At 65.0% G+C, this 22939-nt stretch carries 18 protein-coding genes; 9 read left to right on the top strand and 9 right to left on the bottom strand.

From position 1 onward, the window contains the following. Window positions 1–253 precede the first annotated feature (253 nt). Genes F562_RS0108175 through ettA form a run of 3 tightly spaced genes read left to right on the top strand, consistent with a single transcriptional unit; the run spans window position 254 to window position 5421 of the window. Complete coding sequence (locus F562_RS0108175; protein WP_018156463.1) at window positions 254–2017, top strand: dynamin family protein; 1764 nt, start codon at window positions 254–256, stop codon at window positions 2015–2017. Beyond that, entirely contained in the window at window positions 2014–3681 is a 1668-nt protein-coding gene (locus tag F562_RS0108170; RefSeq protein ID WP_018156462.1) for a GTPase, read from the top strand. The genes F562_RS0108175 and F562_RS0108170 overlap by 4 nt, the downstream gene beginning before the upstream one ends. 57 nt (window positions 3682–3738) lie before the next feature. Further along, window positions 3739–5421, top strand: a complete 1683-nt coding sequence (gene ettA, locus F562_RS0108165) for an energy-dependent translational throttle protein EttA (protein WP_018156461.1) — start codon at window positions 3739–3741, stop codon at window positions 5419–5421. 14 nt (window positions 5422–5435) lie between these two features. On the opposite strand, the gene F562_RS0108160 is transcribed toward ettA, so the two are convergent. Next, window positions 5436–6830: a PQQ-binding-like beta-propeller repeat protein gene (locus F562_RS0108160; protein WP_018156460.1), complete on the bottom strand. Its 1395-nt coding sequence runs from the start codon at window positions 6828–6830 to the stop codon at window positions 5436–5438. Between the two features lie 40 nt (window positions 6831–6870). Further along, window positions 6871–8085: an ROK family protein gene (locus tag F562_RS0108155; RefSeq protein WP_018156459.1), complete on the bottom strand. Its 1215-nt coding sequence runs from the start codon at window positions 8083–8085 to the stop codon at window positions 6871–6873. Between the two features lie 86 nt (window positions 8086–8171). Here F562_RS0108155 and F562_RS0108150 point away from each other — a divergent pair, with 86 nt between their 5' ends. Genes F562_RS0108150 through F562_RS0108140 form a run of 3 tightly spaced genes read left to right on the top strand, consistent with a single transcriptional unit; the run spans window position 8172 to window position 11303 of the window. Further along, window positions 8172–9455: an ABC transporter substrate-binding protein gene (locus F562_RS0108150; protein WP_018156458.1), complete on the top strand. Its 1284-nt coding sequence runs from the start codon at window positions 8172–8174 to the stop codon at window positions 9453–9455. Window positions 9456–9474: 19 nt separating this feature from the next. Further along, window positions 9475–10422: a carbohydrate ABC transporter permease gene (locus F562_RS0108145; RefSeq protein ID WP_018156457.1), complete on the top strand. Its 948-nt coding sequence runs from the start codon at window positions 9475–9477 to the stop codon at window positions 10420–10422. Beyond that, a complete protein-coding gene (locus F562_RS0108140) occupies window positions 10419–11303 on the top strand; it encodes a carbohydrate ABC transporter permease (protein ID WP_018156456.1) in 885 nt (294 codons plus the stop codon). Before F562_RS0108145 ends, F562_RS0108140 begins: the two co-directional genes overlap by 4 nt. 1 nt (window position 11304) lies before the next feature. On the opposite strand, the gene F562_RS0108135 is transcribed toward F562_RS0108140, so the two are convergent. Genes F562_RS0108135 through F562_RS0108125 form a run of 3 tightly spaced genes read right to left on the bottom strand, consistent with a single transcriptional unit; the run spans window position 11305 to window position 13680 of the window. Further along, window positions 11305–11904 (bottom strand): GNAT family N-acetyltransferase, encoded by a 600-nt coding sequence (locus F562_RS0108135; RefSeq protein WP_018156455.1) that lies wholly within the window; start codon window positions 11902–11904, stop codon window positions 11305–11307. Between the two features lie 40 nt (window positions 11905–11944). Next, window positions 11945–12724 carry a class I SAM-dependent methyltransferase gene (locus F562_RS0108130; protein WP_156822584.1) on the bottom strand — a complete coding sequence of 260 codons (780 nt, stop codon included), beginning with the start codon at window positions 12722–12724 and terminating at the stop codon, window positions 11945–11947. Between the two features lie 2 nt (window positions 12725–12726). Next, complete coding sequence (locus F562_RS0108125) at window positions 12727–13680, bottom strand: acyl-CoA thioesterase (RefSeq protein ID WP_018156453.1); 954 nt, start codon at window positions 13678–13680, stop codon at window positions 12727–12729. 49 nt (window positions 13681–13729) lie between these two features. Here F562_RS0108125 and F562_RS0108120 point away from each other — a divergent pair, with 49 nt between their 5' ends. Further along, complete coding sequence (locus F562_RS0108120; RefSeq protein WP_018156452.1) at window positions 13730–14191, top strand: acyl-CoA thioesterase; 462 nt, start codon at window positions 13730–13732, stop codon at window positions 14189–14191. Beyond that, complete coding sequence (locus F562_RS0108115) at window positions 14188–14832, top strand: DUF8185 domain-containing protein (RefSeq protein ID WP_018156451.1); 645 nt, start codon at window positions 14188–14190, stop codon at window positions 14830–14832. Before F562_RS0108120 ends, F562_RS0108115 begins: the two co-directional genes overlap by 4 nt. Before the next feature lie 26 nt (window positions 14833–14858). On the opposite strand, the gene F562_RS0108110 is transcribed toward F562_RS0108115, so the two are convergent. The 3 genes from F562_RS0108110 to F562_RS0108100 all read right to left on the bottom strand — a co-directional run bounded on the left by F562_RS0108110 (window position 14859) and on the right by F562_RS0108100 (window position 17989). Beyond that, complete coding sequence (locus F562_RS0108110; RefSeq protein WP_051080207.1) at window positions 14859–16547, bottom strand: glycoside hydrolase family 13 protein; 1689 nt, start codon at window positions 16545–16547, stop codon at window positions 14859–14861. Between the two features lie 91 nt (window positions 16548–16638). Then, on the bottom strand, window positions 16639–17034 hold the full coding sequence (locus F562_RS0108105) for a globin (RefSeq protein ID WP_018156449.1): 396 nt from the start codon (window positions 17032–17034) through the stop codon (window positions 16639–16641). 22 nt (window positions 17035–17056) lie between these two features. Next, entirely contained in the window at window positions 17057–17989 is a 933-nt protein-coding gene (locus tag F562_RS0108100; RefSeq protein WP_018156448.1) for a mechanosensitive ion channel family protein, read from the bottom strand. Between the two features lie 123 nt (window positions 17990–18112). Here F562_RS0108100 and malQ point away from each other — a divergent pair, with 123 nt between their 5' ends. After that, a complete protein-coding gene (gene malQ / locus F562_RS0108095; RefSeq protein WP_018156447.1) occupies window positions 18113–20245 on the top strand; it encodes a 4-alpha-glucanotransferase in 2133 nt (710 codons plus the stop codon). Here malQ and pepN read toward each other — a convergent pair whose 3' ends face one another. Beyond that, window positions 20246–22831, bottom strand: coding sequence for an aminopeptidase N (gene pepN, locus F562_RS0108090; RefSeq protein ID WP_018156446.1), 2586 nt, complete (start codon window positions 22829–22831; stop codon window positions 20246–20248). Window positions 22832–22939 lie beyond the last annotated feature (108 nt).

Below are 22939 nucleotides of genomic sequence, written 5' to 3'. Positions count from 1 at the left end.
CCTCAGTTAGGTACTCCTAATGATGACTCCACAGGTCGGCTCGCGCTCCGAACGAGCAGACTCCGGCAGAGGTCCTGAGCCGCCCTGTGGTGACGCCCCTAGGGTGTCGACCGTCGTCCGGCCTGGGGTATACCGCTACGGGGGCGGTATTGGGCCGGGGCGACAGCACGTTGAGGCTGGGGCGCCGACCGCAGAACGGCGCCCCAGCCCTTCGTCATGTGTGGGGGCAGAGGAATCGGGGTCAGTGCGCACTATGCAGCGGGTCGAGTTGTTCAAGAGGGTGCGCGCTTGCGACTATGGCCCAGTGACTGATGGCCCCGATCCTGCGCCCCTTGTTGAGGCCGTGAGAGGGCTACGGTCCGCGGTGGCTGCCACCACGCTGCCCCTTCCCGTACCCGACGTGGCCAGTCAGCGCACTGACCGCGCCGAACTCTTGCATCAGCTTGACGATTACGTTCTTCCGCGGTTGTCGTCCTTGGATGCGCCACTGCTAGCCGTCGTCGGCGGTTCCACTGGCGCCGGAAAATCCACGCTGGTCAACTCCGTCGTAGGCGAAGGGGTCTCGCGCGCTGGTGCGCTGCGCCCGACTACCCGCGCATCAGTCCTGATCCACCACCCCGACGACGCTCGCTGGTTTACCTCCCAGCGGGTCCTACCGGGGCTAGCCCGGTTGACCGGGTCGCCGCGATCCGAAGAGGACCCTGGTCAATTGCGGCTGGTGTCCTCGCGTGCCCTGCCCGATGGCCTGGCTCTCCTTGATGCACCCGATATCGACTCTGTTGTCGAGGCGAACCGCGATCTGGCCCGACAGTTGTTGTCCGCCGCGGACCTATGGCTCTTTGTGACCACCGCGAGTCGCTACGCCGATGCCGTGCCGTGGCGACTACTCCAGCAAGCCACCGATCGGGGGACCTCGGTCGCGGTCGTCCTCAGTCGGGTCCCGCACGAGGCGATGGAAGAAGTACGCGCCGATCTCGCGCGGATGCTGCTTGAACAGGGGTTGGGACAGTCGCCGATCTTCACCGTGCTGGAGAGTGCCCTTGACGACGGTCTGCTCCCCGCCGTCGAGACGGCCCGGCTGAGGTCGTGGCTCTCATCGCTGGCGACCGACTCGCGTGCGCGGGCAATCGTGATCCGCCGAACCTTGGACGGTGCACTGCATTCACTCGACGGACGTGCGCAGATCTTGCACCGTGCAGCGACCGAACAGGTCGAAGCACGAGATGCGCTGTCCGAAGCGGTCGCCGAGGCATTCGGGCGAGCACGCGGAGAGGTCGACGGGGCGGTGAGCGACGGCTCGGTCCTGCGCGGTGAAGTGCTCGCGCGCTGGCAAGAGTTCGTTGGGACCGGTGAGTGGTTCCGACAGTTTGACGAGGGTGTGGGCCGACTGCGCGACAAGCTCGGCGCGATCTTGCGCGGCCAGGGCGCCAGGCAGCCGGCGGAAGACCTCGGTGAGGCGCTGCATACCGGCGTTGCGGCACTGATCGCCTCCCAGGGGGAATCAGCCAGCCTCGCGGTGGCACGGCAATGGCGCACGCTGCCAGGCGGCGCGCCGTTGCTAGAAGAGCATCCCGGTCTGGCCAAGGTCTCCGACGGATTTGATGCGCGCGTCCAGCGGGTCGTACGCGACTGGCAGGGTGAGGTGCTCGAACTAGTGCGGCGCGAAGCGGGCGGCCGACGGGCCACGGCGCGGTTCCTCTCGTTCGGGATCAATGGCATTGGGGTCATGCTCATGCTCGTGGTGTTCTCGGCCACCGGTGGCGCGCTGGCCGGAGCCGAGGTCGGCGTCGCTGGCGGATCGGCACTGGTCGCACAGCGGGTGCTCGAGTCGGTGTTCGGCGATCAAGCCGTGCGTTCCCTCACGACCAAGGCTCGGGTTCTCCTGCTGGACCAGGTCGATGCGATCTATGCAGCGGAGCGGGAGCGCCATGACGCCGCCCTGCAAGGGCTGGGCGTCGATGGTGACTCCACCGAACGACTGTCCGCCGCAATCCGTGAGGTGAAGGCCGCCCGATGAGGACTTCCGATGCTCGACCTTCCGCGGCACGTCTTCCCGCCGTGTCGGGAGAGGACCTTGCGCACCGGGCCGAGGCCATTGCTCGCGTGCTGGAACTATCAGGCTCCACGATCCCCGAGGAGGAAGCCCGCCGGGCGAAAGCTCTCAGCACCAAGGTGTCTGAGCGTACGGCGATCACCGGCGCGCGGACCGTCGCAGCGCTCGCTGGCGCTACCGGCAGTGGAAAGTCCAGCCTGTTCAATTTCCTTGTGGGGGAGCCTGTTTCGCGTATCGGCGCTCGACGTCCGACGACGTCCGCGTCGGTTGCCGCGATCTGGGGCCAGGAGCCAAGCGCCGAGTTGCTCGACTGGCTCGGCGTCGCCAGCCGGCACCAGGCGGCGCCAGGATTGCCACAAGGAGATGCGCTGGATGGTCTGGTGTTGCTCGATCTGCCAGATTTCGACTCCCGCGTCGCGGCACACCGGGTCGAGGCCGACCGGCTATTGCGCCTGGTCGATGTCTTTGTCTGGGTGACCGATCCGCAGAAGTATGCCGACGCGATCCTCCACGATGACTACGTGCGCACGATGGCCTCGCATGCCGGCGTGACGGTTGCCGTCCTCAACCAGACCGATCGTCTTGCCGAGTCCGATGTCGCGAGTTGTGTCGCCGACCTGCAGTCGTTGTTTGCGCGCGATGGGTTGAGCGAGATCGAGGTGCTCGCGACGTCGACGGTGACCCACCGGGGTCTCGACGAACTGGGCGAGGCCCTGGCCCAGGTCGTACAAACCCGCAATGCCGCCTCGCATCGACTGCTGGGTGACCTTCGCGATCAGGGTGGGGCGCTGCAGCCGTATGTCGGTGAGAGCGAGCCGAATCTGCCGGAGGCGCCGGGCAAGGAATTGGTCGAGGCACTCGAGGCTTCGGCCGGAGTGCCGGCGGTGCTGGATGCCGTCGAGCGGGACTACATCCGTCACGCCACGACAGCGACCGGCTGGCCGTTGGTGCGGTGGCGCAGCAAGTTACGCCCCGCTCCAATGCGGCGCCTGGGGCTGCAGGACATCATGCGCGATGACGACCTCAAGGGGATGAGCCGCTCGCAGGCTCGTGCCGCCACTGGCCGATCCTCACTGCCGGTGGCGACCACCGCTGCGAAGGCGGAGGTCGAAGTGACCACCCGCCGAGTGGGCGCCCGTGCGGCTCGGGGACTACCACCCGCCTGGGCAGAACAGGTGGCCCAGGCCGCGACTCCCGATGATGCCTCGATGGTCGACGCCTTGGATCAGGCGGTGGTCAGGACGTCGTTCGAGACACGACGTCCGGCCTGGTGGAGTGTGGTGTCTGTGCTTCAGTGGTTCCTCGCCGCTGTTGCCATCGCAGGGCTGGGTTGGCTGGTGGCCATGGTTGTCCTTGGCCTCGCTGGGGTTGAGGTGGCTGCGCCGAGCGTGGTCGGTCTCCCCGTCCCGCTGTTGATGGCAGTTGGTGGTGTGGTCTTTGGTCTGTTGCTCGCCGCGCTATGCCGAGTGATTGCGGGACGAGCAGCCCGAAGACGGCGCCAAGCGGTGGGCAAGGAACTGCGTCGGGCCATCGTGACGGTGGCCACCCAGCACGTGATGGAGCCAGTCCACGAGGTGCTTCGTCGGCACTCGCAGGCTCAGTACGCCGTGGAGGCAGCACGACGGTGAGTCCATCCGGATGAACTCGATTCGGAGGAACTGACTCGCGTCGATAGCCTGGCGCCTATGGCCGAGTTCATCTACACCATGACCAAAGCGCGCAAAGCCGTCGGTGAGAAAGTCATCCTCGACGACGTGAGCATGTCGTTCTACCCGGGCGCGAAGATCGGGGTCGTCGGACCCAATGGGGCTGGAAAGTCCACGATCCTCAAGATCATGGCGGGACTTGACCAACCCTCCAACGGTGAGGCGCGACTATCGCCCGGCTTCAGCGTCGGCATCCTGCTCCAGGAGCCCCCGCTGAACGAGGAGAAAAACGTTCGCGGCAACGTCGAGGAAGGCCTCGGCCAGATCAAAGCCGACCTCGACCGATTCAACGCGATCTCTGAGGAGATGGCTCAGCCGGACGCAGACTTCGACACGCTCATGGCCGAGATGGGCACGCTGCAGGAGAAGATCGACGCCGCTGACGCGTGGGACCTTGACTCTCAACTCGAGCAGGCCATGGACGCGTTGCGCTGCCCGCCTGGCGATGCCGACGTGACCGTGCTGTCCGGTGGTGAGCGCCGTCGGGTCGCCTTGTGCAAGTTGTTGCTGTCCAAGCCCGATCTGCTGCTGCTGGACGAACCCACCAACCACCTGGACGCCGAATCGGTGCAGTGGCTTGAGCAGCATCTGGCGTCCTACGCCGGTGCCGTGCTGGCAGTCACCCACGATCGCTACTTCCTCGACAACGTCGCGGGCTGGATCTGCGAGGTCGACCGTGGTCGCCTTTACCCCTACGAAGGCAACTACTCCACCTACCTGGAGAAGAAGCAGGAGCGCCTCCAGGTTCAGGGCAAGAAGGACGCCAAGCTCGCGAAGCGCCTGCGGTCGGAGTTGGAGTGGGTGCGCTCCAATGCCAAGGCCCGACAGACCAAGAGCAAGTCGCGTCTGGCGCGTTATGAAGAAATGGCCGCCGAGGCGGACCGGACGCGCAAGTTGGACTTCGAAGAGATCCAAATTCCGGCAGGCCCCCGGTTGGGTGCTCAGGTCATCGAGGTCAAGAATCTGACCAAGGGCTTTGGCGACCGTACGCTCATCGACGGACTGTCATTCACGTTGCCCCGCAACGGGATTGTCGGTGTGATCGGCCCGAACGGCGTAGGCAAGACGACGCTGTTCAAGACGATCGTCGGGTTCGAAGACGCCGACTCCGGTGAGGTCAAAGTGGGCGACACGGTCGACATCTCCTACGTCGACCAGAGTCGCGCTGGGCTGGATGCCGACAAGTCGCTCTGGGAGGTCGTCTCCGACGGCTTGGACTACATCCAGGTCGGCAAGGTTGAGATCCCCTCCAGGGCCTACGTCTCGCAGTTTGGCTTCAAAGGCCCCGACCAGCAGAAGAAGGCTGGCGTGCTGTCCGGTGGTGAGCGCAACCGGTTGAACCTCGCGCTCACCCTGAAACAGGGCGGCAACCTGTTGCTGCTGGACGAGCCGACCAACGACTTGGACGTGGAGACCCTCGGATCCCTGGAGAATGCGCTTCTAGAGTTCCCGGGATGTGCCGTGGTCATCAGTCACGACCGGTGGTTCTTGGACCGGGTCGCGACCCACATCCTGGCCTACGAAGGCACCGAGGAGAACCCGGCCGCTTGGTACTGGTTTGAGGGCAACTTCGATGCCTATGAGCAGAACAAGGTCGAGCGTCTCGGTGCGGACGCGGCGCGCCCGCACCGGGTGACGTACCGCCGCCTCACGCGTGACTGAGGCGGCGACCGCACTCAGTGCTCGTGGTCGTGACCTTCATCGTCGTGGCCTTCGTGATCGTGGCCCTCGGGACCTTCACCGGACTCATCCTCGTGGTCGTGGGCAGGTTCACCGGTGGTGACCGCGATCTCCACCGGGGTCACCGGGAGGCTGTGGCGCTTCACGACCTTGCCTGACTCCAGGTCGACCACGACGAGTTGCTTCTTCGCCGCGTCGGTGATGAATGCCTGATCGTCGGCAACCTTGATGCTGGGGCCCGGGTCCTGCCAGTCCTTCTTCTCTTTCCAGGCGTCGATGGCTGGGATTCGCTTCGAGATCTTGCCGGTCTCGGAGTCGATGACCACGAGTTTGCCGTCGTACGTCACAACCAGCGCCTCGCCCTCGGGACCGCGTGCCAGCGAGCGGAACCAGTAGGAACTGCCGAGCTCGACGAGAGAGAGTTTGTCGGTACGAGTGTCGATCAGGGCGACCTGGGTGGGGCGCTCCAGTTCGGCGTCCTTGTCGGTTTTGTAGTCGGCGAGGACGATCGGCGACTCGTGGGTTCCGGCGACATTGCCCGAGCGGGCGAAAGAGTCTTTGACGGCGACCTTGTGGAATGTGCCATCGCGGTAGATCACCGGTCCGTCCTCGCACCCGAACAGCACTGCCTCGTCGGCGGCGGTCGTCTCACCGTGGACACCGAGGCAGTCGGTGGTCTTGGTCACAACCTTGCCGTTCTTGCGTGCCTCGACGGTGCTTCGCTTCTCTTCGGTTCCCTGCGTGGTGAGCATGGTGCCGTCCTTCAAGACCAGTGCAACGCCATGGTGGGCTGATGCGGTCTTGGTCTTTTGGATCGGAGCAACCGTCGAGCCCACCTGTTCGGTCGGCACGATCTGGATGGTCCCGGCCCCGTCGCCGAAGAGGACGGTCTTGCCGCCATGGGCCACAACGTGGCCAGGGTGGCTCGCCGGGTAGCGCACGGAGGTCAGTCCGGGCTCGTATTCGTAGGCGTGGTTGTGGTCTCCATGGGGCTGCTCTTCGATCCCTGTGTCATAGACCTGGAAGCCCTTGCTGGTGGACACCATGACCCGGCGGCCGTCACCGGCGTCGCTGAGTCGGTTGAAGCCGGGCAGGTCTTCCTTCTCGACGACCTTTCCGGTGGTGCCATCAATCAAGGTAAGTCCGCCACCCTCGCCTGAGATCAGAACTCGGGGCGCAACCTTGGCGACTTCGCGCTCACCGGAGCCGGGCGTCGGGCCGGTCTTGGTGGGAGCGTTCGACGACGACGCGGCAGCGCTTGAGGACGCCGCGTTGCCGTCACCAGGGGAGGAGGAATCAGACGAGGCGCCGTGTGAGCCACAGGCAGCCAGGAGCGGGAGCGTGGCGACGGCGGCCACGAGACGACGGGTGCGGGAGACCGAAGTGAGCATGAGTGGAACCGTACAAGAACGACAACGATTCTCATAATCTTTATTGCGAAACGAGGAGCATGGGATCGGCGGTGAGCCGTGACCAGACGTCCTCGATGGCCAGCGTGGCCGCTCCGGTCGCCACGGCACGATGGGCAAGGGTTGAGCCCACAATGGTGGGTGGGTGTAGTTCGCTTTCGGGCAGGAGGGGGGCGTGGGCGCGAAGAGCATCGAGAACGCCTGGGGCCTGGGCTATTCCGCCGCTCATCACAATGGTGGCCGGATCGAGCGCGAGTTGGAGCACTTCCAGGATTCGGGCGACCTGTCCGGTCGCGCGGTGAATGCAGTCCTGTGCGATCCGGTCGCCCTCGGCGGCACACCGAAAGACGTCCTCGGAGGTGAGGTCGGCAGGATCGCCGTCGCATCGATCCTGCAGGGCGGTTGAGGTGCTTTCGTCCGTGGCCGCGCGCTGTCCGAAAGTACGGGCGAGCATCCCGATGCCGTAGGCACCGTCTACTCCTTCGATCAGCCGGGCGAACGACAGTTCGCCGGTCGCGCCGCCGGCTCCGCGCAGTAGGCGTCCATCGAGAATCACGCCAGCACCCAACCTCTCCCCGGCCAGGACAGTGATGACGTCCGTCTGTCCCTGTGCGGCACCTATTCGGGTCTCGGCCAGGCCGGCGAGGTTGGCGTCGTTTTCGATGAGGACGTTCCAGGTTGTCGATTCCGCTAGCGCGGCGGCGATATCCGCGTCAGGGAGGTCGCGAAGGTAGTCCGGTAGCGCGATGACGCGCCGGTCAAGTCGCACTGGCGCAGGCATGCCCACGCCCACCGACGTGATGTCGCTGGCGCGTACGCCCGCCGTCGACATGGACCTTCGCATGCAGGTGCGGATGACCGAGATGCGTTCGGCGGCCGACAGGTCGGCGCTGAGCCCGGTGGTCTCAGCTTCACCAAGGATGTGCGTGCCCAGATCGGTCAGCATGCTGCGCACGGAGGTGGCTCCCACGTCGACACCGAGGACGTACGTGGCGCGGGCGTTGAAGGAGAACGAGCGTGGCGGCCTTCCGCGCGTCGCTGGGCGACTGGGGGCTTCGGTCTCCAGGGCAAGGCCGGCGCGGACCAGCTCTTCGCAGGCCGCGTGGATCGTCGGGCGAGAGAGGTCGGTTGCCGCCATGAGCTCGGTGACGGTGAGACCTGACCCTGCGCGTAAGGCGCGCAGGGCTGCCGCCTGGCTCCCGCGAGGAGCAGGCGTGGCGGTTGGCTGTTCGCCCATTGGGTGTCCTCTTGACAGTGGCCTATGTCACCCACACTATAAGCAAGTCAATTTAGTAATTGTCCTTGATTTATTCGGAGCGTCCCATGGTTTCGTTCTTGGCCCGACCACCGTCGCGGCGGGACACCCTGCGGTGGGGCCTGCTCGGCCTGGGGGCGTCCGCGCTCGGCGGCAGCCTCGCTGGCTGTGGGGGATCCTCATCGTCGATCCGATTTCTTCAGAACAAGCCCGAGGTCATCGAGTACTTCGGCGGCCTGGTCAAGGATTTCAACGCCTCCCAGTCCGAAGTCCGGGTCAACCATGACGCCACGACCACCGCACTCACCCCGCAGTTCGTGCGCGGCACCCCACCAGATGTCGCCTGCTACAACTACAACCTCGAGACGGCGAACTTCCTGTCGCGCGGTGCGCTCACGGATTTGTCGGACGTCCCGGCTGCTTCGACCATCCGAGATGACGTGCAGGACCTGGTCGACCAGTTCGCCCAGTTCGAGGGACGTACATCGGTCTTGCCGTACTCGGTGACGGCTGCCGGATGCATCTACAACATCGGCCTATTCGAGAAGCACGACGTGGCGGTACCCAAGACCTGGCCCGAACTCATCGAGGCGTGCAAGACCTTTCAGAAAAACGATGTGCTGCCGCTCTACACCACCTTTCTCGACGGTTGGACGCTCAGGCAGGGCATCTTCGACTGCGTCAGCGGCAGCAACCTCGATGTGACGACCTTCTTCGAGCGGCTCAAGGAGTTGGGCGGGGACGCGGGGCCCGACGCGGAGGTCTCCTTCACCAAGGACTTCGCGGACGCGGCCCGGCGCATGGTCGAACTGTTTGCCTACTCCAATCGTGATGCTGGCAGTCGCAACTACAACGACGGCAATGCGGCCTTCGCCAGGGGTGACGTCGCAATGTTGCTTCAGGGGCCGTGGGCCATTGGCGAGATCAGCCAGGCCGCACCGGATCTGCGCCTCGGGACCTTTGCGCTGCCGGGAAGCGATGACCCGGGGACAACGAAGGTGCGCGTGAATCTCGACCTTGCGTTGTGGATACCGGAGCAATCGGGCGACGCGAAGGGCGCCCGCCAGATGGTGTCCTACCTCATGCAGCCGTCGGTAATGAATGCCTATAACGCGAAGAACCTGGCAACGTCACCGATCAAGAACCCACCGCAGCAACGAGATCCGCGCCTCACCGGGCTTGACCCCTATATCCGCAGCGGTCGCTTCTATCAGGGCGCCGGAACCTACATCTCGGAGTCGATCCCGTTGCCTAGTTATCTCCAGGACCTGTTCCTGACCAAGGACGTCGACGGGTTCCTGCGGCGCCTCGATGGAGCCTGGGCACGCCGCGCCCAGCGAGCCGCGGCGTGAGCCGGAATCAAGGAGAGTCATGAGTGTCATCCCACCGGCTCCTGCCGGAACCAGCCAGCCCGCGGACTCCGCATCGACGGAGCCCGCGGCCACGTCGCCCAGTCCGCGCGGCCGCGTCGACCGAACGTACGCGCTGATGTTGTTCCCGGCGGTCGCTCTCTTCACGCTCTTCATCACCCTGCCGGCGATCGCCGGAATGTTCTTCAGCCTTACCAACTACGCCGGCTTCGGCGACTGGTCCTTCGTGGGTCTGGCGAACTTCTCCTCCATGTTGGATGACCCTGCGATTCTGGAGTCTTACCGCTTCACTATTGGGTTCTCGTTGGTGACCACGATCCTGGTCAACATGCTGGCGCTCGCGCTGGCCATCGGGTTGAACGCCAAGATCCGGCTAAAGAAGCAGTTGCGCACGATCTTCATCATCCCGATGGTGCTGTCAGCCATCATCGTCGCGTACGTCTTCAAGTACTTTTTCGCGACCTCCTTGCCGCAGATTGCGGAGAGTCTGGGGTGGACCGGCGGCGAATCGAGTCTCATCGCCAGCCCGAACTGGGCCTGGTTGAGCGTGGTCATCGTGACGGCGTGGCAGGCCGCGCCCAGCGCGATCATCATCTACCTGGCTGGTCTGCTGTCCATCCCAAAAGAACTCTATGAAGCAGCCTCCCTCGACGGGGCGAGTTCGTGGCGGGTGTTTCGCAGCATCACCTTCCCGCTGGTCCTGGGATATGTGGTCATCAACACGATCCTGTCCTTCAAGAACTTCCTGAACGCCTATGACGTCATCGTCGGTCTGACCGGTGGCGGGCCGGGAACGGCGACCACGTCGGTGGCCATGACGATTTTCACGGGGTTCCAAACGGGTGACTACGCCTACCAGATGGCCAATGCCGTCATCTTCTTTGTGGTCACGGTGGCGATCTCGCTGGTGCAACTGCGTTTGATCCGAGGCCGAGGAGTGTCCCTGTGAGCCATGTTGACCAGTCCGCACCACCGACCGTCACGCCGACGAAGCGACGTGTACCGGCCACTCGAGAGCGCAGCAATTGGAAGGTCACCCTGCTGCTGGTGGCCTGCTCACTGACGGTCCTTCTACCGCTCTACCTTGCGGTGTCGATGTCACTCAAGACCGATGCCGAGGCGAGAACGGGTAGCGGTTTCAGCCTCCCGGGATCGCTCAACTTCGACAACTTCGCCCGCGCCTGGGAACTCACGGATATCCCTCGGGCTGCGACGATTTCGATCCTTATCGCCGTGGTTTCGGTGGTCGGCGCCCTGGTCGTTTGCTCGATGGCTGCGTACGCGATCGTGCGCAACTGGGACCGCAAGGTCTTCCGCTATTCCTACTTCTATCTCCTGGCCGCGATGTTCATCCCGTTCCCAGTGGTGGCGCTGCCACAGGTGAAGTTGACCGCCGTCCTCGGGCTCGATGGCCCAGTCGGCGTGGGGTTGCTCCACGTGCTCTTCGGCATGAGTTTCAACATCCTGCTTTATACGGCGTTCCTGCGATCGGTGCCGTACGAGCTGGAGGAGAGTGCGCGGATTGACGGCTGCTCGACGTGGCAGACGTTCTGGCGGTTGATTTTCCCGTTGTTGGCTCCAATGAACGCAACGGTCGGCATCTTTGCCTTCCTCGCCTCCTGGAACGACTACATGATGCCCGCGATCATCACCGCCGACCCGTCGATGCAGTCCCTGCCCGTGGTGCAGCAACTCTTCCAGAACGAGCTAAGCATCAACTACAACGTGGCCTTCGCCTCCTACCTCATGGCGATGGCGCCGACGCTGATCGTCTACCTCTTTGCGCAGCGTTGGGTGATGTCCGGCGTGACCCAGGGAGCCATCAAATAGGTCAACGGCGCTCAAGACGATGCTCCAAACCGGTTCGGGCAGAAGGCCATTCGTGAGCCAGAATCGAATAGACGACGGTGTCGCGCAGGTCGCCGGTTCGCTCGAGTCGATCGGCGCGTAGGACGCCGTCGCAGCGGGCGCCCAAGCGCTCAATCGCCTGGCGCGACTGCTGGTTTGACCAACTGGTCTCGAATCGCACGCATTGAGCGCCGAGTGTCTCGAAGGCGTGGGTGAGGAGGAGCAGTTTGGACTCTGGATTGGTTCCGGTGCCGTGGGTCGAGGCGCGGTTCCAGGTGTAGCCGATCGACAGGCGCGGGACCTTTGGGTCGATGTCGTAGAAGGTGGTGACACCGAGAACCTGATCGTCGGATTGGCGGAGCGCGGTGAATGGCACCATGGTGCCCTGGTCCTGCATAGACAGGCGGTCGCGGACCTGAGCTTCCATGTCCTGCGGCCGAGCAACACTGGTGTACCACCGGTTCCACATCTCGCCGTCGGCGCTGGCTTCTTGCAGCCCGGGCAGGTGGTCGAGCGACATCGGCTCCAGGCGGACCAGCCGCCCAGTCAGGGTTACCGGCGTCAGGGGCAGATCGAGCGGCATCGCGGCACTTTCTAGGTGAGTGTGTGGTTTTCAGTCAGGCTCACGGCTTGCGGGCGCGCAGCCAGAACCGTCGTCGACGAAGCAGAATCGGGCCGCCAGCGGCCCGTTCGTGCAAGGTCAAAAGTGCGTCCGCGTAGCGGTCGACACTGAAGTCATCAGGTACCTCCCACGGTACGCAGCGCAAGTACGCGACAAGCGCCGCGATGTCGGTGAACCGATAGAAGCCCTCGGAGGAGGCGCCGGCCTCAACAGTCAGCCCCGCGGACTCGATCTCGCGCACGAACCGCTCGTGGGATACGTCTAGGTCGGCAGGTGCCTCTTCGGTGAGGTCATGCAGCTCGGCAAGCTCACCACTACCGACCTGCTGGGTGAGGAAGACCCCGCCCGAAGCAAGCACGCGCGCGACCTCGTGGGGGCCGTACGACTCGTGACGGTTGAGCACCAGGTCGAACCGCTCATCTGGAAACGGCATCGCATCAGCGTCCGGGTCGTCATCTGAGGCGCCGAAGGCAACCACGCGAATCCCGTGTGGCTCCAATGCCTTCTGCGCGATCAGGACATTGGGCTCCCAGCCCTCGGTCGCGGTGACGTCTGTTGGTAGCCCGTCCGTGAACTCCAGGAGGTGCTCGCCGCCGCCGGTTCCCATGTCCAAGACACGGGTCGCCCCACGCAATGCCCAGCGGTATTCGGCGTCGAGATCCCACGGCGGCGGATCGGTCGACATCCTGTCGGCAAGTTGAGAGAAGTCCCAGCCGCCCGGTTGCTCGCCTTCTTCGGCGCGCCATTGGGACAATAGGGTCGCGGTCGAAGCCGAGTTCATCATCATTCCTTGACTCGCAGCATGCCCTCCTGGGCGACGGTGGCGACCAGCGTGCCATCGGCGGCGAACATCTTGCCCATGCCCAGCCCGCGGCCGCCTGATGCGGACGGCGAATCCTGTTGGTAGAGAACCCATTCGTCGGCGCGGACCGGCCGGTGGAACCACATTGCGTGGTCCAGGCTCGCGGCACGAAGACGCGGATCAGACCAGGCCAACCGGTGCCGGCGCAGTGCGGATTCCAGCAACGTGTAGTCCGAGCCATAGGCCAGCGCGGCAGCATGCAACAGCGGGTCGTCGGGCATCCGGTCACGGACCTTCATCCAGACGTTCTGATTGGCTGCTGCCTGCGCACCCGGCTCGATGTAGATCGGGTTCTCGACGTGTCGGATGTCGACGGCGCGACGGTAGGCCCAGTGCTGGGCGATCGGGTGGTCGATGTCGCCGATGTCTTGCGCGGTCGTCGGTAGGCGCTCGGGATTGGGCGCGGCCGGCATGACCGCTTGGTGGTCCAGGCCGCTGGCCTCGTCCTGGAAGGACAAGATGACCGACATGATGACTTTGCCATCCTGAAGGGCGTGAACACGGCGGGCGGAGAAAGACCGACCATCACGCATCCGCTCCACGGCGAACCGGATGGGCTGCGTCGAATCGCCGGGGCGCAGGAAGTAGCCGTGCATCGAATGAACGCTGCGGGCATTCTCTGCCGGTCCGTCGGCGACCGTACGGCCGGCGGCGACGAGGCATTGGGCGAGCACCTGACCGCCAAAAACCCGCCCGTGTGGCATGGGTTGGCTGCGGCCTTCGAACACATCGACGCGCCCAGAGCCCAGGTCCAACTCGGGGGAGTCGTCAGGCGACTCGACGTGGACACTGGCGCGCCCGGCAGGCTGCAGGTCGAGGGTGTCGAGCAAGTCGACGACGGGATCGGGTGCCTCGGTGGAGTCATCAGATGTCACAGTGAGGACTCTAGCGACGGGTTGAATCCGAGACTGCGAGGATGGCGTTATGCCATCCCGCCCGTACTACGCCGACGTGCCGCTGCGGTGGTCCGATATGGATGCCCTGCGCCATATCAACAATGTCCAATTCGCCAGGCTCCTGGAAGAAGCCCGGATCGTCGCTTTGCGCGATTGGTTTCCGGCACGTGATGGACAGTCCGCGACGCCATCGCTGCTCGTGGCTCGGCAAGAAATCGACTACCTCGCCCAGTTGCGCTATCGCAGCGAGCCGATCGTGATCGCGACGTGGGTGACAAAGATCAGCGGGGCATCCTTCGACATCTCCTACGAGGTGCTGTCCTCTCGCGATGAAGGCGCCGAGGTCTATGCCCGGGCAGAATCGACCCTGGTCACGTTCGACATGGAAAGCCAGCGCCCGCGCCGCATCACCCCCGAAGACCGAGCGCTCCTGGAAGCGGTGAAGGGCGAGCCGGTTCCGATGAAGCGTCGCGCCCTGGAGCGTCAGTGACCGCTTCGGAGCTGCGGTTGGCAGACAACTCAACCACTGCCGATCTGGCGACCTACCTCGGCAGGGCGCGCACGATCGAGGACGACGGGGCCGTACGCCTCCAAGCGCGGGGCTCCACGCTCGCGGTATGGGTCGGTGTGCTCAAAGGCCGGGGCCTGACGGGGGAGGGGACGGTGCTGGGCCTGCGCGTGCTCGCACTCGCCGAGCCCGCTGAGGTCGACGAGGTGGTTCCCTTGTCCGCCGTGACTGACCGGCTAGCGCGGATGGGGACGACCTCATCTGTGCTTCCGGTCCCTCCCATGACTCGTCAGACGACCTGGGCGGCCATCTCTCCACCACAGTCGGGCTGGTCCCCCCTTGGGGGAGTTCCTGTTGAGCAGATCCGGGATGCAGCCCATGCCGGAATCGCCGAGGTCGCCTCAGGCGCACCAGAGGGATCCGGTGCCGCGGCCGTCGAATCGCTGCGTCACCGGGTATGGAATCGATCGCTTCACGCCTCCGGTGGGGCCGACGGGTTGCCGGCGGGGGTGGCCTTCGGTGCCTACGCCCTGGGGTTTCTCACCGGCGACGTGGCCCAGGTATTCGGCGCCGGACGCTGGTTCCGCGTGACGACCGACGCCGGGCACGTCCTGGTCCGGTAGACCAGACCAGGACGTCGACCTCTGAGTCAGCCCAGCCACACCGTGGTGTCGGTTGGTACGTCTCCCTTGGCGTCGAGTGGACCTGAGGCCAACAACACCGTGGCACCCTCGGGCACCTCAACCGGGCCCTCGCCAAGGTTGGTGATGACGGTGGTCGTGCCAGCCGCGGAGGTGATGTCCACCTGCACGACCTCGCCCGTGTTGGTCGCCATCGCCAACGAGCCGCCGGCCAGTGCACGCTCCCGCCGCAGGCGAAGCATCGTGCGATAAAGCTCCAGTGTTGAGGTCTCGTCGCCGGTCTGTTGGTCAACGGCGAGAGCGGCGTATGACTCAGGCTGCGGCAGCCAGGTCTGCTCACTCGGGCCGAAGCCCAGTGACGGCTTGTCGGCCTCCCAGGGCATCGGGACGCGGCAGCCATCGCGGCCCTTGACAGTGTGGCCGCTGCGCTCCCACGTGGGGTCCTGCCGGACGTCATCCGGCATGGTCGTGTGCTCTGGCAGGCCGAGTTCCTCGCCCTGCCAGAGGTAGGAGCCACCCGGCAGCGCCAGCATGAGGGCGGTCGCGGCACGTGCGCGCCGCAATCCCAACTCAGCATCCGGCTGCGCGTCCTCGGCGCCGATGCCGTTAGGTCGCGGCGCGTCGATGGGCAGACCCAGCCGCGTGGCATGGCGGACCACGTCGTGGTTGGACAGCACCCAGGTGGTGGGGGCGCCGACCGAGTCATTGGCGGCGTAAGACGTCTCGATGACGTCGCGCAGGTCCGCCGCGCGCCAGGTCGTGTCGAGGAAGTCAAAGTTGAAGGCCTGGTGGAACTCGGTCTGACGGACATAGCGCGCCGCGCGTGACGCGGGCTTTACCCAGGCCTCAGCGCACATCACGCGGTCCTGAGAAGAGTCGCCAGATGTGTTGTAGGAGTTCAGGATTCGGCGCCATGCTTCGTAGATCTCGTGCACGCCATCCTGGTCCCACATGGGCCCCTGGCCGTCGTCGGGTCCGGTCCCGCCGAGCAACTCCTGCTCGGCTTCCCAGTCGGGCAGGCCGGCTTCTTTGACCAGGCCGTGAGCCACATCGACGCGGAAGCCGTCGACCCCCAGGTCGAGCCAGAAGTGCAGGACAGACTCGAACTCTGCGCGTACCTCGGAGTGATTCCAGTCGAAGTCTGGCTGTTTGGGGTCGAACAGGTGCAGATACCACTGGCCGGGGCTGCCGTCAGCCTCGGTGATGCGGGTCCAGGCGGACCCGCCGAAGACGGCCTTCCAGTTGTTCGGTGGCTCGTTGCCTTCGGGACCCTTGCCATCTCGGAAGATGTACCGGGCGCGTTCGGGGGAGCCAGGCCCGGCGGCGAGCGCCGCCTGGAACCATGCGTGCTCATCCGAGGAGTGGTTGGGGACGAGATCCACGATGACCCGCAGGTCGAGTTCGTGCGCGCGCGCCACCATGTCCTTGGCGTCGTCGAGCGTGCCGAAAAGGGGGTCGATGTCGCGATAATCGGCGACGTCGTACCCGGCATCGGCCTGGGGAGAGGTGTAGAAGGGGGAGAGCCAGACGGCGTCGACGCCGAGATCCCGAAGGTAGGGCAAGCGCGAGGTGATGCCGGGCAGATCGCCGATGCCGTCACCATTGGCATCGGCCCACGAACGCGGATAGATCTGGTAGATCACGGCTTTGCGCCACCACGCGTCGGGGTGGGACGTCCCGTCGTGGATGGTCGTCATCTCGGTGCTGGCGGTGGTAGCCGGGTGAGTGGCCTGGGTCTGATTCGTCACCAGGAAAGTGTGACGGCTCGCGGTCGTTGATGCGAAATGCTCAGGCGGGGTTGGAGTCATCCATCGTGTTCACGAGCATGTATGCCGCGCGGGTCAGGTAGTCACGCAGCGCGCCATCATGCGCTTCTGACAGGTCGAGGGTGTCCACGGCATTCATCATGTGCAGCAACCACCGATCTCGCATGTCGGGCGTGACGGTGAACGGCATGTGCCTCATGCGCAACCTCGGGTGACCCCGCTCCTGCGAATAGGTCGTCGGGCCTCCCCAGTACTGCTCGAGGAACATGCGCAGCCGGCGCTCGGCTGGGCCCAGGTCTTCCTCGGGGTAGAGCGCGCGCAGCGCCTCGTCTTCAGAGACCCCTCGGTAGAACTCGCGGACGAGCGCCTCGAAGGTCTCATGCCCGCCGACCTCGTCGTAGAACGTCTTGTTGCTCACGGGGCGATCCTCTCAGTCACGGTCAGGGGCGGGTTGCGCCACCCTGGCCGTACGCCGTCACCGGCGGCCCCGCGATGCCCGCCGCGTCGAGAGCTTCCTTGCTCTGCTCGCGGATTTCTCGCGTCACCGAGAAGTTCTCGTTCGCGGCGCACTTGGCAAAGATGCGCATGGTCATCACTCCGGCCGAAACGTTCTCCACCCCGGCGACTTCAGGAGTCTCCAAAACCCTGCTGTCCCAAGGTTCTTCGTCACGAATGTGCTCCACCACGCCGCGCAGCACGGACGTGACTTTTTCGACACTCTCGGTGTAGGCGACCGGAACGTCGATGACCGCCATCGACCAGCCTTGAGAGCGGTTTCCGATGCGGATGATCTCGCCGTTGCGGACATACCAGATGACCCCGTTCGCGTCGCGCAGGCGGGTGATCCGCAAGGTGACCTCTTCGACTTCACCGATCGCTTCACCGGTATCGATGATGTCGCCGACTCCGTATTGGTCTTCCACAATCATGAAAATGCCTGAGAGGAAGTCTTTGACCAGGCTCTGCGCGCCGAATCCCAACGCGACGCCACCCACCCCGGCTGAGGCCATCAGCGGCCCGATCGGTATGCCTACAGCGCCAAGGATCGTGATGATGGCGATCGCTGAGATGACGATGGTCGTGGTCGACTTCAGCACGGTGCCGGTCGTCGCCGCGCGCTGACGGCGACGGAGTGCGTCCAGGCCAGCCGCTTCCCGTAGCACCCGGGTCGCGCGACTGCCGCCATCGGCGGGTCGCTCCATCTGGTGGACGACGCGGCGGATGGCCCGATGGATCAGCCATCTGGCGGCGATCGCGATGACGATAATGACGAGAATCCGCGCGGGTGCGCCGAGGAACCAGTCGGTGGTCTTTTCCCACGTCAGGCCGGAGTCGTCGGCGGCCGTCAGCAGGGGGAGATGCGTCGGGGACATGGGACCTAGTCTCTCGCGCCCAAGGCGCGGTAGCCGCGACCCGGTTGCCGGGGTGTCTAGGCAGTGGGAAGTCGCGCAGGTGAGAGGCTATGGGCTACATCCGCACCAACCACCGAAAGCAGGATGCCGGTGTCCGCTGCTGCTCGCTCGTCGCTGCAAGATCTCGCGCACGCGTTTGGCGTCGCCACGGAGTTCTGGGATTGGAAGGGTAATCACGTCCGAGTCAGTGATGACTCGATTCGTGCCGTGCTCGCGGCGCTTGATGTCCAAGCGGCCAACGCTGACGATGTGAAGAACGCCGTAGAGGCGCATGGCGAGAAGGCCTGGCGACAGATCCTCCCGCCGGTGGCTATTACCCGAGCGGGCCAGGCGCCTGCAGTAACGCTGCGAGTTCCCCATGAGGCGTCGCTCCAGGCCGTCCTCACCCTTGAGAGTGGTGACCAACGCGAGGTCGGGATCAGCGATGGCTCGGGCGAAGAGCGGGAGATCGACGGCGTTCCGATGGTGGAGCGCTACCTCGACCTTCCCCACGACCTGCCACTCGGATATCACCACCTCGCGGTCACGCACGGCGATCACGAGCCCGCGACGTGCACAGTGATCGTGACGCCGGAACGGTTGGACCTGCCCGCTGGGCTAGCAGCCGATCGGGTGTGGGGTCTGACCGGGCAGCTGTACGCGCTGCGGTCCGAACAGTCCTGGGGCTTGGGTGACGCCGCGGATCTCGCCGAACTGGGCACGTGGGCGGCCCGGCAGGGCGCGGATTTTGTGTTGGTCAATCCGATGCATGCTGCGGAGCCACGCCCCACGATGGAGCCCTCGCCGTACCTGCCGGCAACCCGCCGCTTCCTCAACCCGATGTATATCCGGGTCGAAGAAGTGCCAGAGCTGGGTTACCTGTCCTCCGCTGAGCACCAAATGATCGAGTGGCACGGCGATGACGCCCGACGGCTGACCGCCTTGGATCACCTGGACCGCGACAGCGCCTGGGAAGCCAAGGAGGCGGCGCTGCGGATCATCTACCGGCAGCGCAGTACGCACCGGCGACGTCGCGACTTCGAAGAGTTCTGCGAGCGCGAAGGTCAAGGTCTGCTCGACTACGCCACCTGGTGTGCCTTCGTCGTGGAACACGGGCTTCCCTCGAAGAACTGGCCGAGCGGCCTGCGCGACCCCAGAAGCGAAGCGACGGCCGCGGAGCAGGACCGCCTGGCCGAGGAAGTCGAGTTCCACCGCTGGATGCAGTGGATCGTGCAGGGCCAGTTCGCCGATGCACAGCGCGAGGTCAAGGCGGCGGGAATGTCGCTTGGCGTGGTGCACGATCTCGCGGTAGGGGTGCACCCGGGTGGCGCTGATGCGTGGGCGCTCGCGGACATCTTGGCGGGCGACATCGAAGGTGGGGCTCCACCAGACGACTACAACGCGACCGGGCAGACGTGGTCGCAGCCGCCGTGGCGTCCGGACCGCCTGGCCGAGGCCGCGTACCTCCCATACCGGGACATGTTGCGCACAACGTTGGCGCTGAGTGGCGGCCTGCGGGTCGATCACATCATTGGACTGTTCCGGTTGTGGTGGGTGCCGCGCGGGCGCCCGGCAACAGAGGGCACCTATGTGCGCTACGACCACGAGGCCATGATCGGCATTCTGCTCTTGGAGGCGCAGCGCGCAGGCGCTGTCGTCATCGGCGAGGACCTCGGCACGGTCGAGGACTGGATGCGGGATTACCTCACCGAGCGGGGTCTGCTTGGTACCTCGATCCTCTGGTTCGAGCGTCAGGACGGCGGTGCGCCACGGCCGCCGGAGACGTATCGCGAGCTATGCCTCGCCTCGGTGACGACCCATGACCTGCCCCCGACCGCCGGCTACCTCGAGGGGCAGCACATCGTGCTGCGTCACCAACTCGGGCTGCTTCCCGGCTCGCTCGAAGATGAAATGGCGACCGACGAAAAGCAGCGTGGGGCCGTCCTCGCCGACCTGCGTGAGCGAGGACTGCTCGGCAACAACTCCTCTGTCGAGGAACAGGTCTGCGCATTGCATCGCTACCTCGGCTTCAGCCCAGCGCGGATGATCGGCGTGGCGGTGCCCGACCTGGTCGGGGACGTTCGCACGATCAACCAGCCGGGGACCGATGAGGAGTACCCGAACTGGCGGCTCCCGCTGGCGGGTCCCCAAGGTCAGCCGTTGATGTTGGAGGACCTCATGGTCAGTCGCCGCGCGAAACGGCTCATTCGCGCTGTGACCACCCGACAGCCGGAGTGACTACCGCTCGATAGTGGCGTCGAAGGCCTGCGCCCGCAGTGCCCGCTTGATCCCGTCGCGGTTCTCGGCCAAGCCGCGCCGCGCGCCGGCTGGGGCATCGGGATGTGAGTCGAGCCACTGCTGTGAGGCTGCCACGAGAGCGTCGCTCACCGCAGCGGTCGGGTAGGCAAGGAGCGTGACGTCCGAGGCGATGCTCGACGTCAGGTCGTGCCATACCTGGCCGAGGGCAGCGTGGTAGCGCTCGATGTAAGGCTGCAACAGGCTCCGATCGTGGACTCGCGACCACCCGATTCCCACCGCACGACGGGTCGCATTCGGGGTGGTGGTGTCCTCGACGAGACGGTGCCAGGCATCTTCCTTGGCCGCGGCGGTCGGGATCGCTGCTAGTGCCCGGGCTGCGCGTTCGGTGCCTGTGGAGGTGGAATCTCGGTCGCGCTCGGCAGTGATCTGCTCGGCGCCCACGACGCCCGCGGCCGCGAGCGAGGTGAGGAGGGTCCAGCGCATCTCGGTGTCGACAGCCAGTCCGGGCAGCGGATCGGATTCCTCCAGCCAGCCACGCACGATGGTGGTGTCCGCCTCGCTGGAGGCTAGACCCGCGTAGGCCTGCGCCAGCTGCAGCTGGGCGTCACCTCCGGGTTCAGCCTGCCGAGTCAGATCGCGCAAGGCGGCCGTGAGTTTGGCGACGGTTGCGTCCTGGTAGCCCGGGGCGACGTACCGGGTGGCGGCGACCTGGACCTGGGCCAAGAGAGTGCGAATCAGTGTCGAATCTTGCTCTCCTGGAAGGCTTTCCACCACCAAGTCGACAAATGCGCGCGCCGACAACTCAGCGTCGCGCGTCATATCCCAGGCCGAGGCCAGCACGAGAGTGCGGGGGAGAGAATCGACAAAGCCGCGCGGGTTTGCGCGCGCCGTGGCCAACGATTGCTCGTCGAGTCGGACCTTGGCGTACGCGAGATCCTGGTCGTTGACGAGCAGAAGATCGCCGCGCTGCTTGCCGATCAACTGCGGCACCTCAGTGCGAGCGCCGTCGATATCGACTTCGATGGACTCTCGCGGCACCAAGACGGCGCCCTCAAGGTCATACAGGCCGACCGCCAAGCGGTGTGGCCGAAGGGTCGGCAACTCTTCGGTCGCGGTCTGGTCAATGGCAAACGCGGTGATGACCCCGGAGTCGTCAGTCTCGATGTCGGGGCGCAACGTGTTGACGCCCGCGGTCTCAAGCCACAGCGATGACCAGGAAGACAGGTCACGACCACTGGTTGCCTCCAACTCCACGAGCAGGTCGCGCAGGTGGGTGTTGCCCCAGGCGTGCTTCACGAAGTACGCGCGCAGCCCTGCCTCAAATTCATCTCGGCCGACATAACTGACCAACTGCTTGATGATCGAGGCGCCTTTGGCGTAGGTGATGCCGTCGAAGTTCTCCTCGACGGCCTCCAGGTCGACCATGTCGGCTGAGACTGGGTGCGTCGAGGACAGCTGGTCTTGGTGGTACGCCCAGGATTTCTCGGCTGAGCTGAACGTCGTCCAGGCCGACTCCCACTCGGTCGCTTCGGCCTGGCAGAGGGTGGAAGCCCACGAGGCAAACGACTCGTTGAGCCACAGGTCATCCCACCAGGCCATCGTCACCAGATTGCCAAACCACATGTGCGCTAGCTCGTGCAGGATCGTCAGCGCTCGACGCTCCACGATGGCGTCGGACACCTTGGCGCGGAAGATGTATGTCTCGGCGTGGGTGACGCATCCCGCGTTTTCCATCGCTCCGGCGTTGAACTCCGGCACGAAGATCTGGTCGTACTTCCCGAACGGGTATGCCAGGTCGAAATGTTCTTCGTAGTAGGCGAATCCCCGCTTGGTGCAATCGAATACGTTGTCGGCATCCAGGAACTCACGCAATGACCGGCGGCAGTAGATACCCAGCGGAACAGTGCCCTGACGGGTCTGCACCTCATCGCGGATCACGTCGTATGGCCCGGCCACCAACGCGGTGATGTAGCAGCTGATGCGGTCCGTGGGTGGGAAGGTCCACTTCGCGATCGACTCCTGCTCGCCTCGGGCGTTGGTCCAACTGCCCTCCGCCGGAGCGGGCTCCGGGGCGACCGTATTGCTGATCAGCGTCCAGGCCGCCGGTGCGGTGATCGTGAACGCGAAGGTGGCTTTGAGGTCCGGCTGCTCGAACACCGGAAAGGCACGACGACAGTCGGCAACCTCGAACTGGGTATAGATGTACACCTCATCGTCGACCGGGTCGACAAACCGGTGGACGCCCTCCCCCGTATTCATGTATCGCCCGGTACCGGTGATCGCCAGGGTGTTGTCTGAGGCGAGTTCGGGCAACCTGACTCGGCTGTCGGCGAAGTGCGTTGCGGGGTCGAGGCTTTCGCCGTTCAAGACGATCTCTTCGACCGAGTCGCCGATGAAGTCGATGAACGTCTCCTCGCCAGGGGAGGCGCACGTGAAGGTCACCTCAGAGCGCGTGACGAAGGTTTCGTCACTGGTCGTGAGGTCGAGATCAACGTCGTACGCCTCCACCGAGATCAGCGCGGATCGCGTCTGTGCTTCGGTGCGAGTCAGGTTCTGTGCGGGCACAGGGGAACTCCTGGGATTGAGTCAATGTGGATGCCCTCAGGGCGGGTCTCATGCTTGCACGTCCATGCCCACCCGCGGCACCGGTTATCGGATTACCTGGCAGGATGC

It is taken from the genome of Demetria terragena DSM 11295, from assembly GCF_000376825.1.
GTDB classification, from domain to species: Bacteria; Actinomycetota; Actinomycetes; order Actinomycetales; family Dermatophilaceae; genus Demetria; species Demetria terragena.
This window is presented reverse-complemented; position numbering and strand designations above follow the sequence as displayed.

Coding starts and splice junctions, on each gene's coding strand:
- F562_RS0108110 (WP_051080207.1), bottom strand. CDS start 16,547: ATGACGACCATCCACGACGGGACGTCCCACCCCGACGCGTGGTGGCGC.
- F562_RS0108175 (WP_018156463.1), top strand. CDS start 254: ATGCAGCGGGTCGAGTTGTTCAAGAGGGTGCGCGCTTGCGACTATGGC.
- ettA (WP_018156461.1), top strand. CDS start 3,739: ATGGCCGAGTTCATCTACACCATGACCAAAGCGCGCAAAGCCGTCGGT.
- F562_RS0108130 (WP_156822584.1), bottom strand. CDS start 12,724: ATGAACTCGGCTTCGACCGCGACCCTATTGTCCCAATGGCGCGCCGAA.
- F562_RS0108160 (WP_018156460.1), bottom strand. CDS start 6,830: ATGCTCACTTCGGTCTCCCGCACCCGTCGTCTCGTGGCCGCCGTCGCC.
- malQ (WP_018156447.1), top strand. CDS start 18,113: ATGCCGGTGTCCGCTGCTGCTCGCTCGTCGCTGCAAGATCTCGCGCAC.
- F562_RS0108135 (WP_018156455.1), bottom strand. CDS start 11,904: ATGCCGCTCGATCTGCCCCTGACGCCGGTAACCCTGACTGGGCGGCTG.
- F562_RS0108155 (WP_018156459.1), bottom strand. CDS start 8,085: ATGGGCGAACAGCCAACCGCCACGCCTGCTCCTCGCGGGAGCCAGGCG.
- F562_RS0108150 (WP_018156458.1), top strand. CDS start 8,172: ATGGTTTCGTTCTTGGCCCGACCACCGTCGCGGCGGGACACCCTGCGG.
- F562_RS0108145 (WP_018156457.1), top strand. CDS start 9,475: ATGAGTGTCATCCCACCGGCTCCTGCCGGAACCAGCCAGCCCGCGGAC.
- F562_RS0108120 (WP_018156452.1), top strand. CDS start 13,730: ATGCCATCCCGCCCGTACTACGCCGACGTGCCGCTGCGGTGGTCCGAT.
- F562_RS0108170 (WP_018156462.1), top strand. CDS start 2,014: ATGAGGACTTCCGATGCTCGACCTTCCGCGGCACGTCTTCCCGCCGTG.
- F562_RS0108100 (WP_018156448.1), bottom strand. CDS start 17,989: ATGTCCCCGACGCATCTCCCCCTGCTGACGGCCGCCGACGACTCCGGC.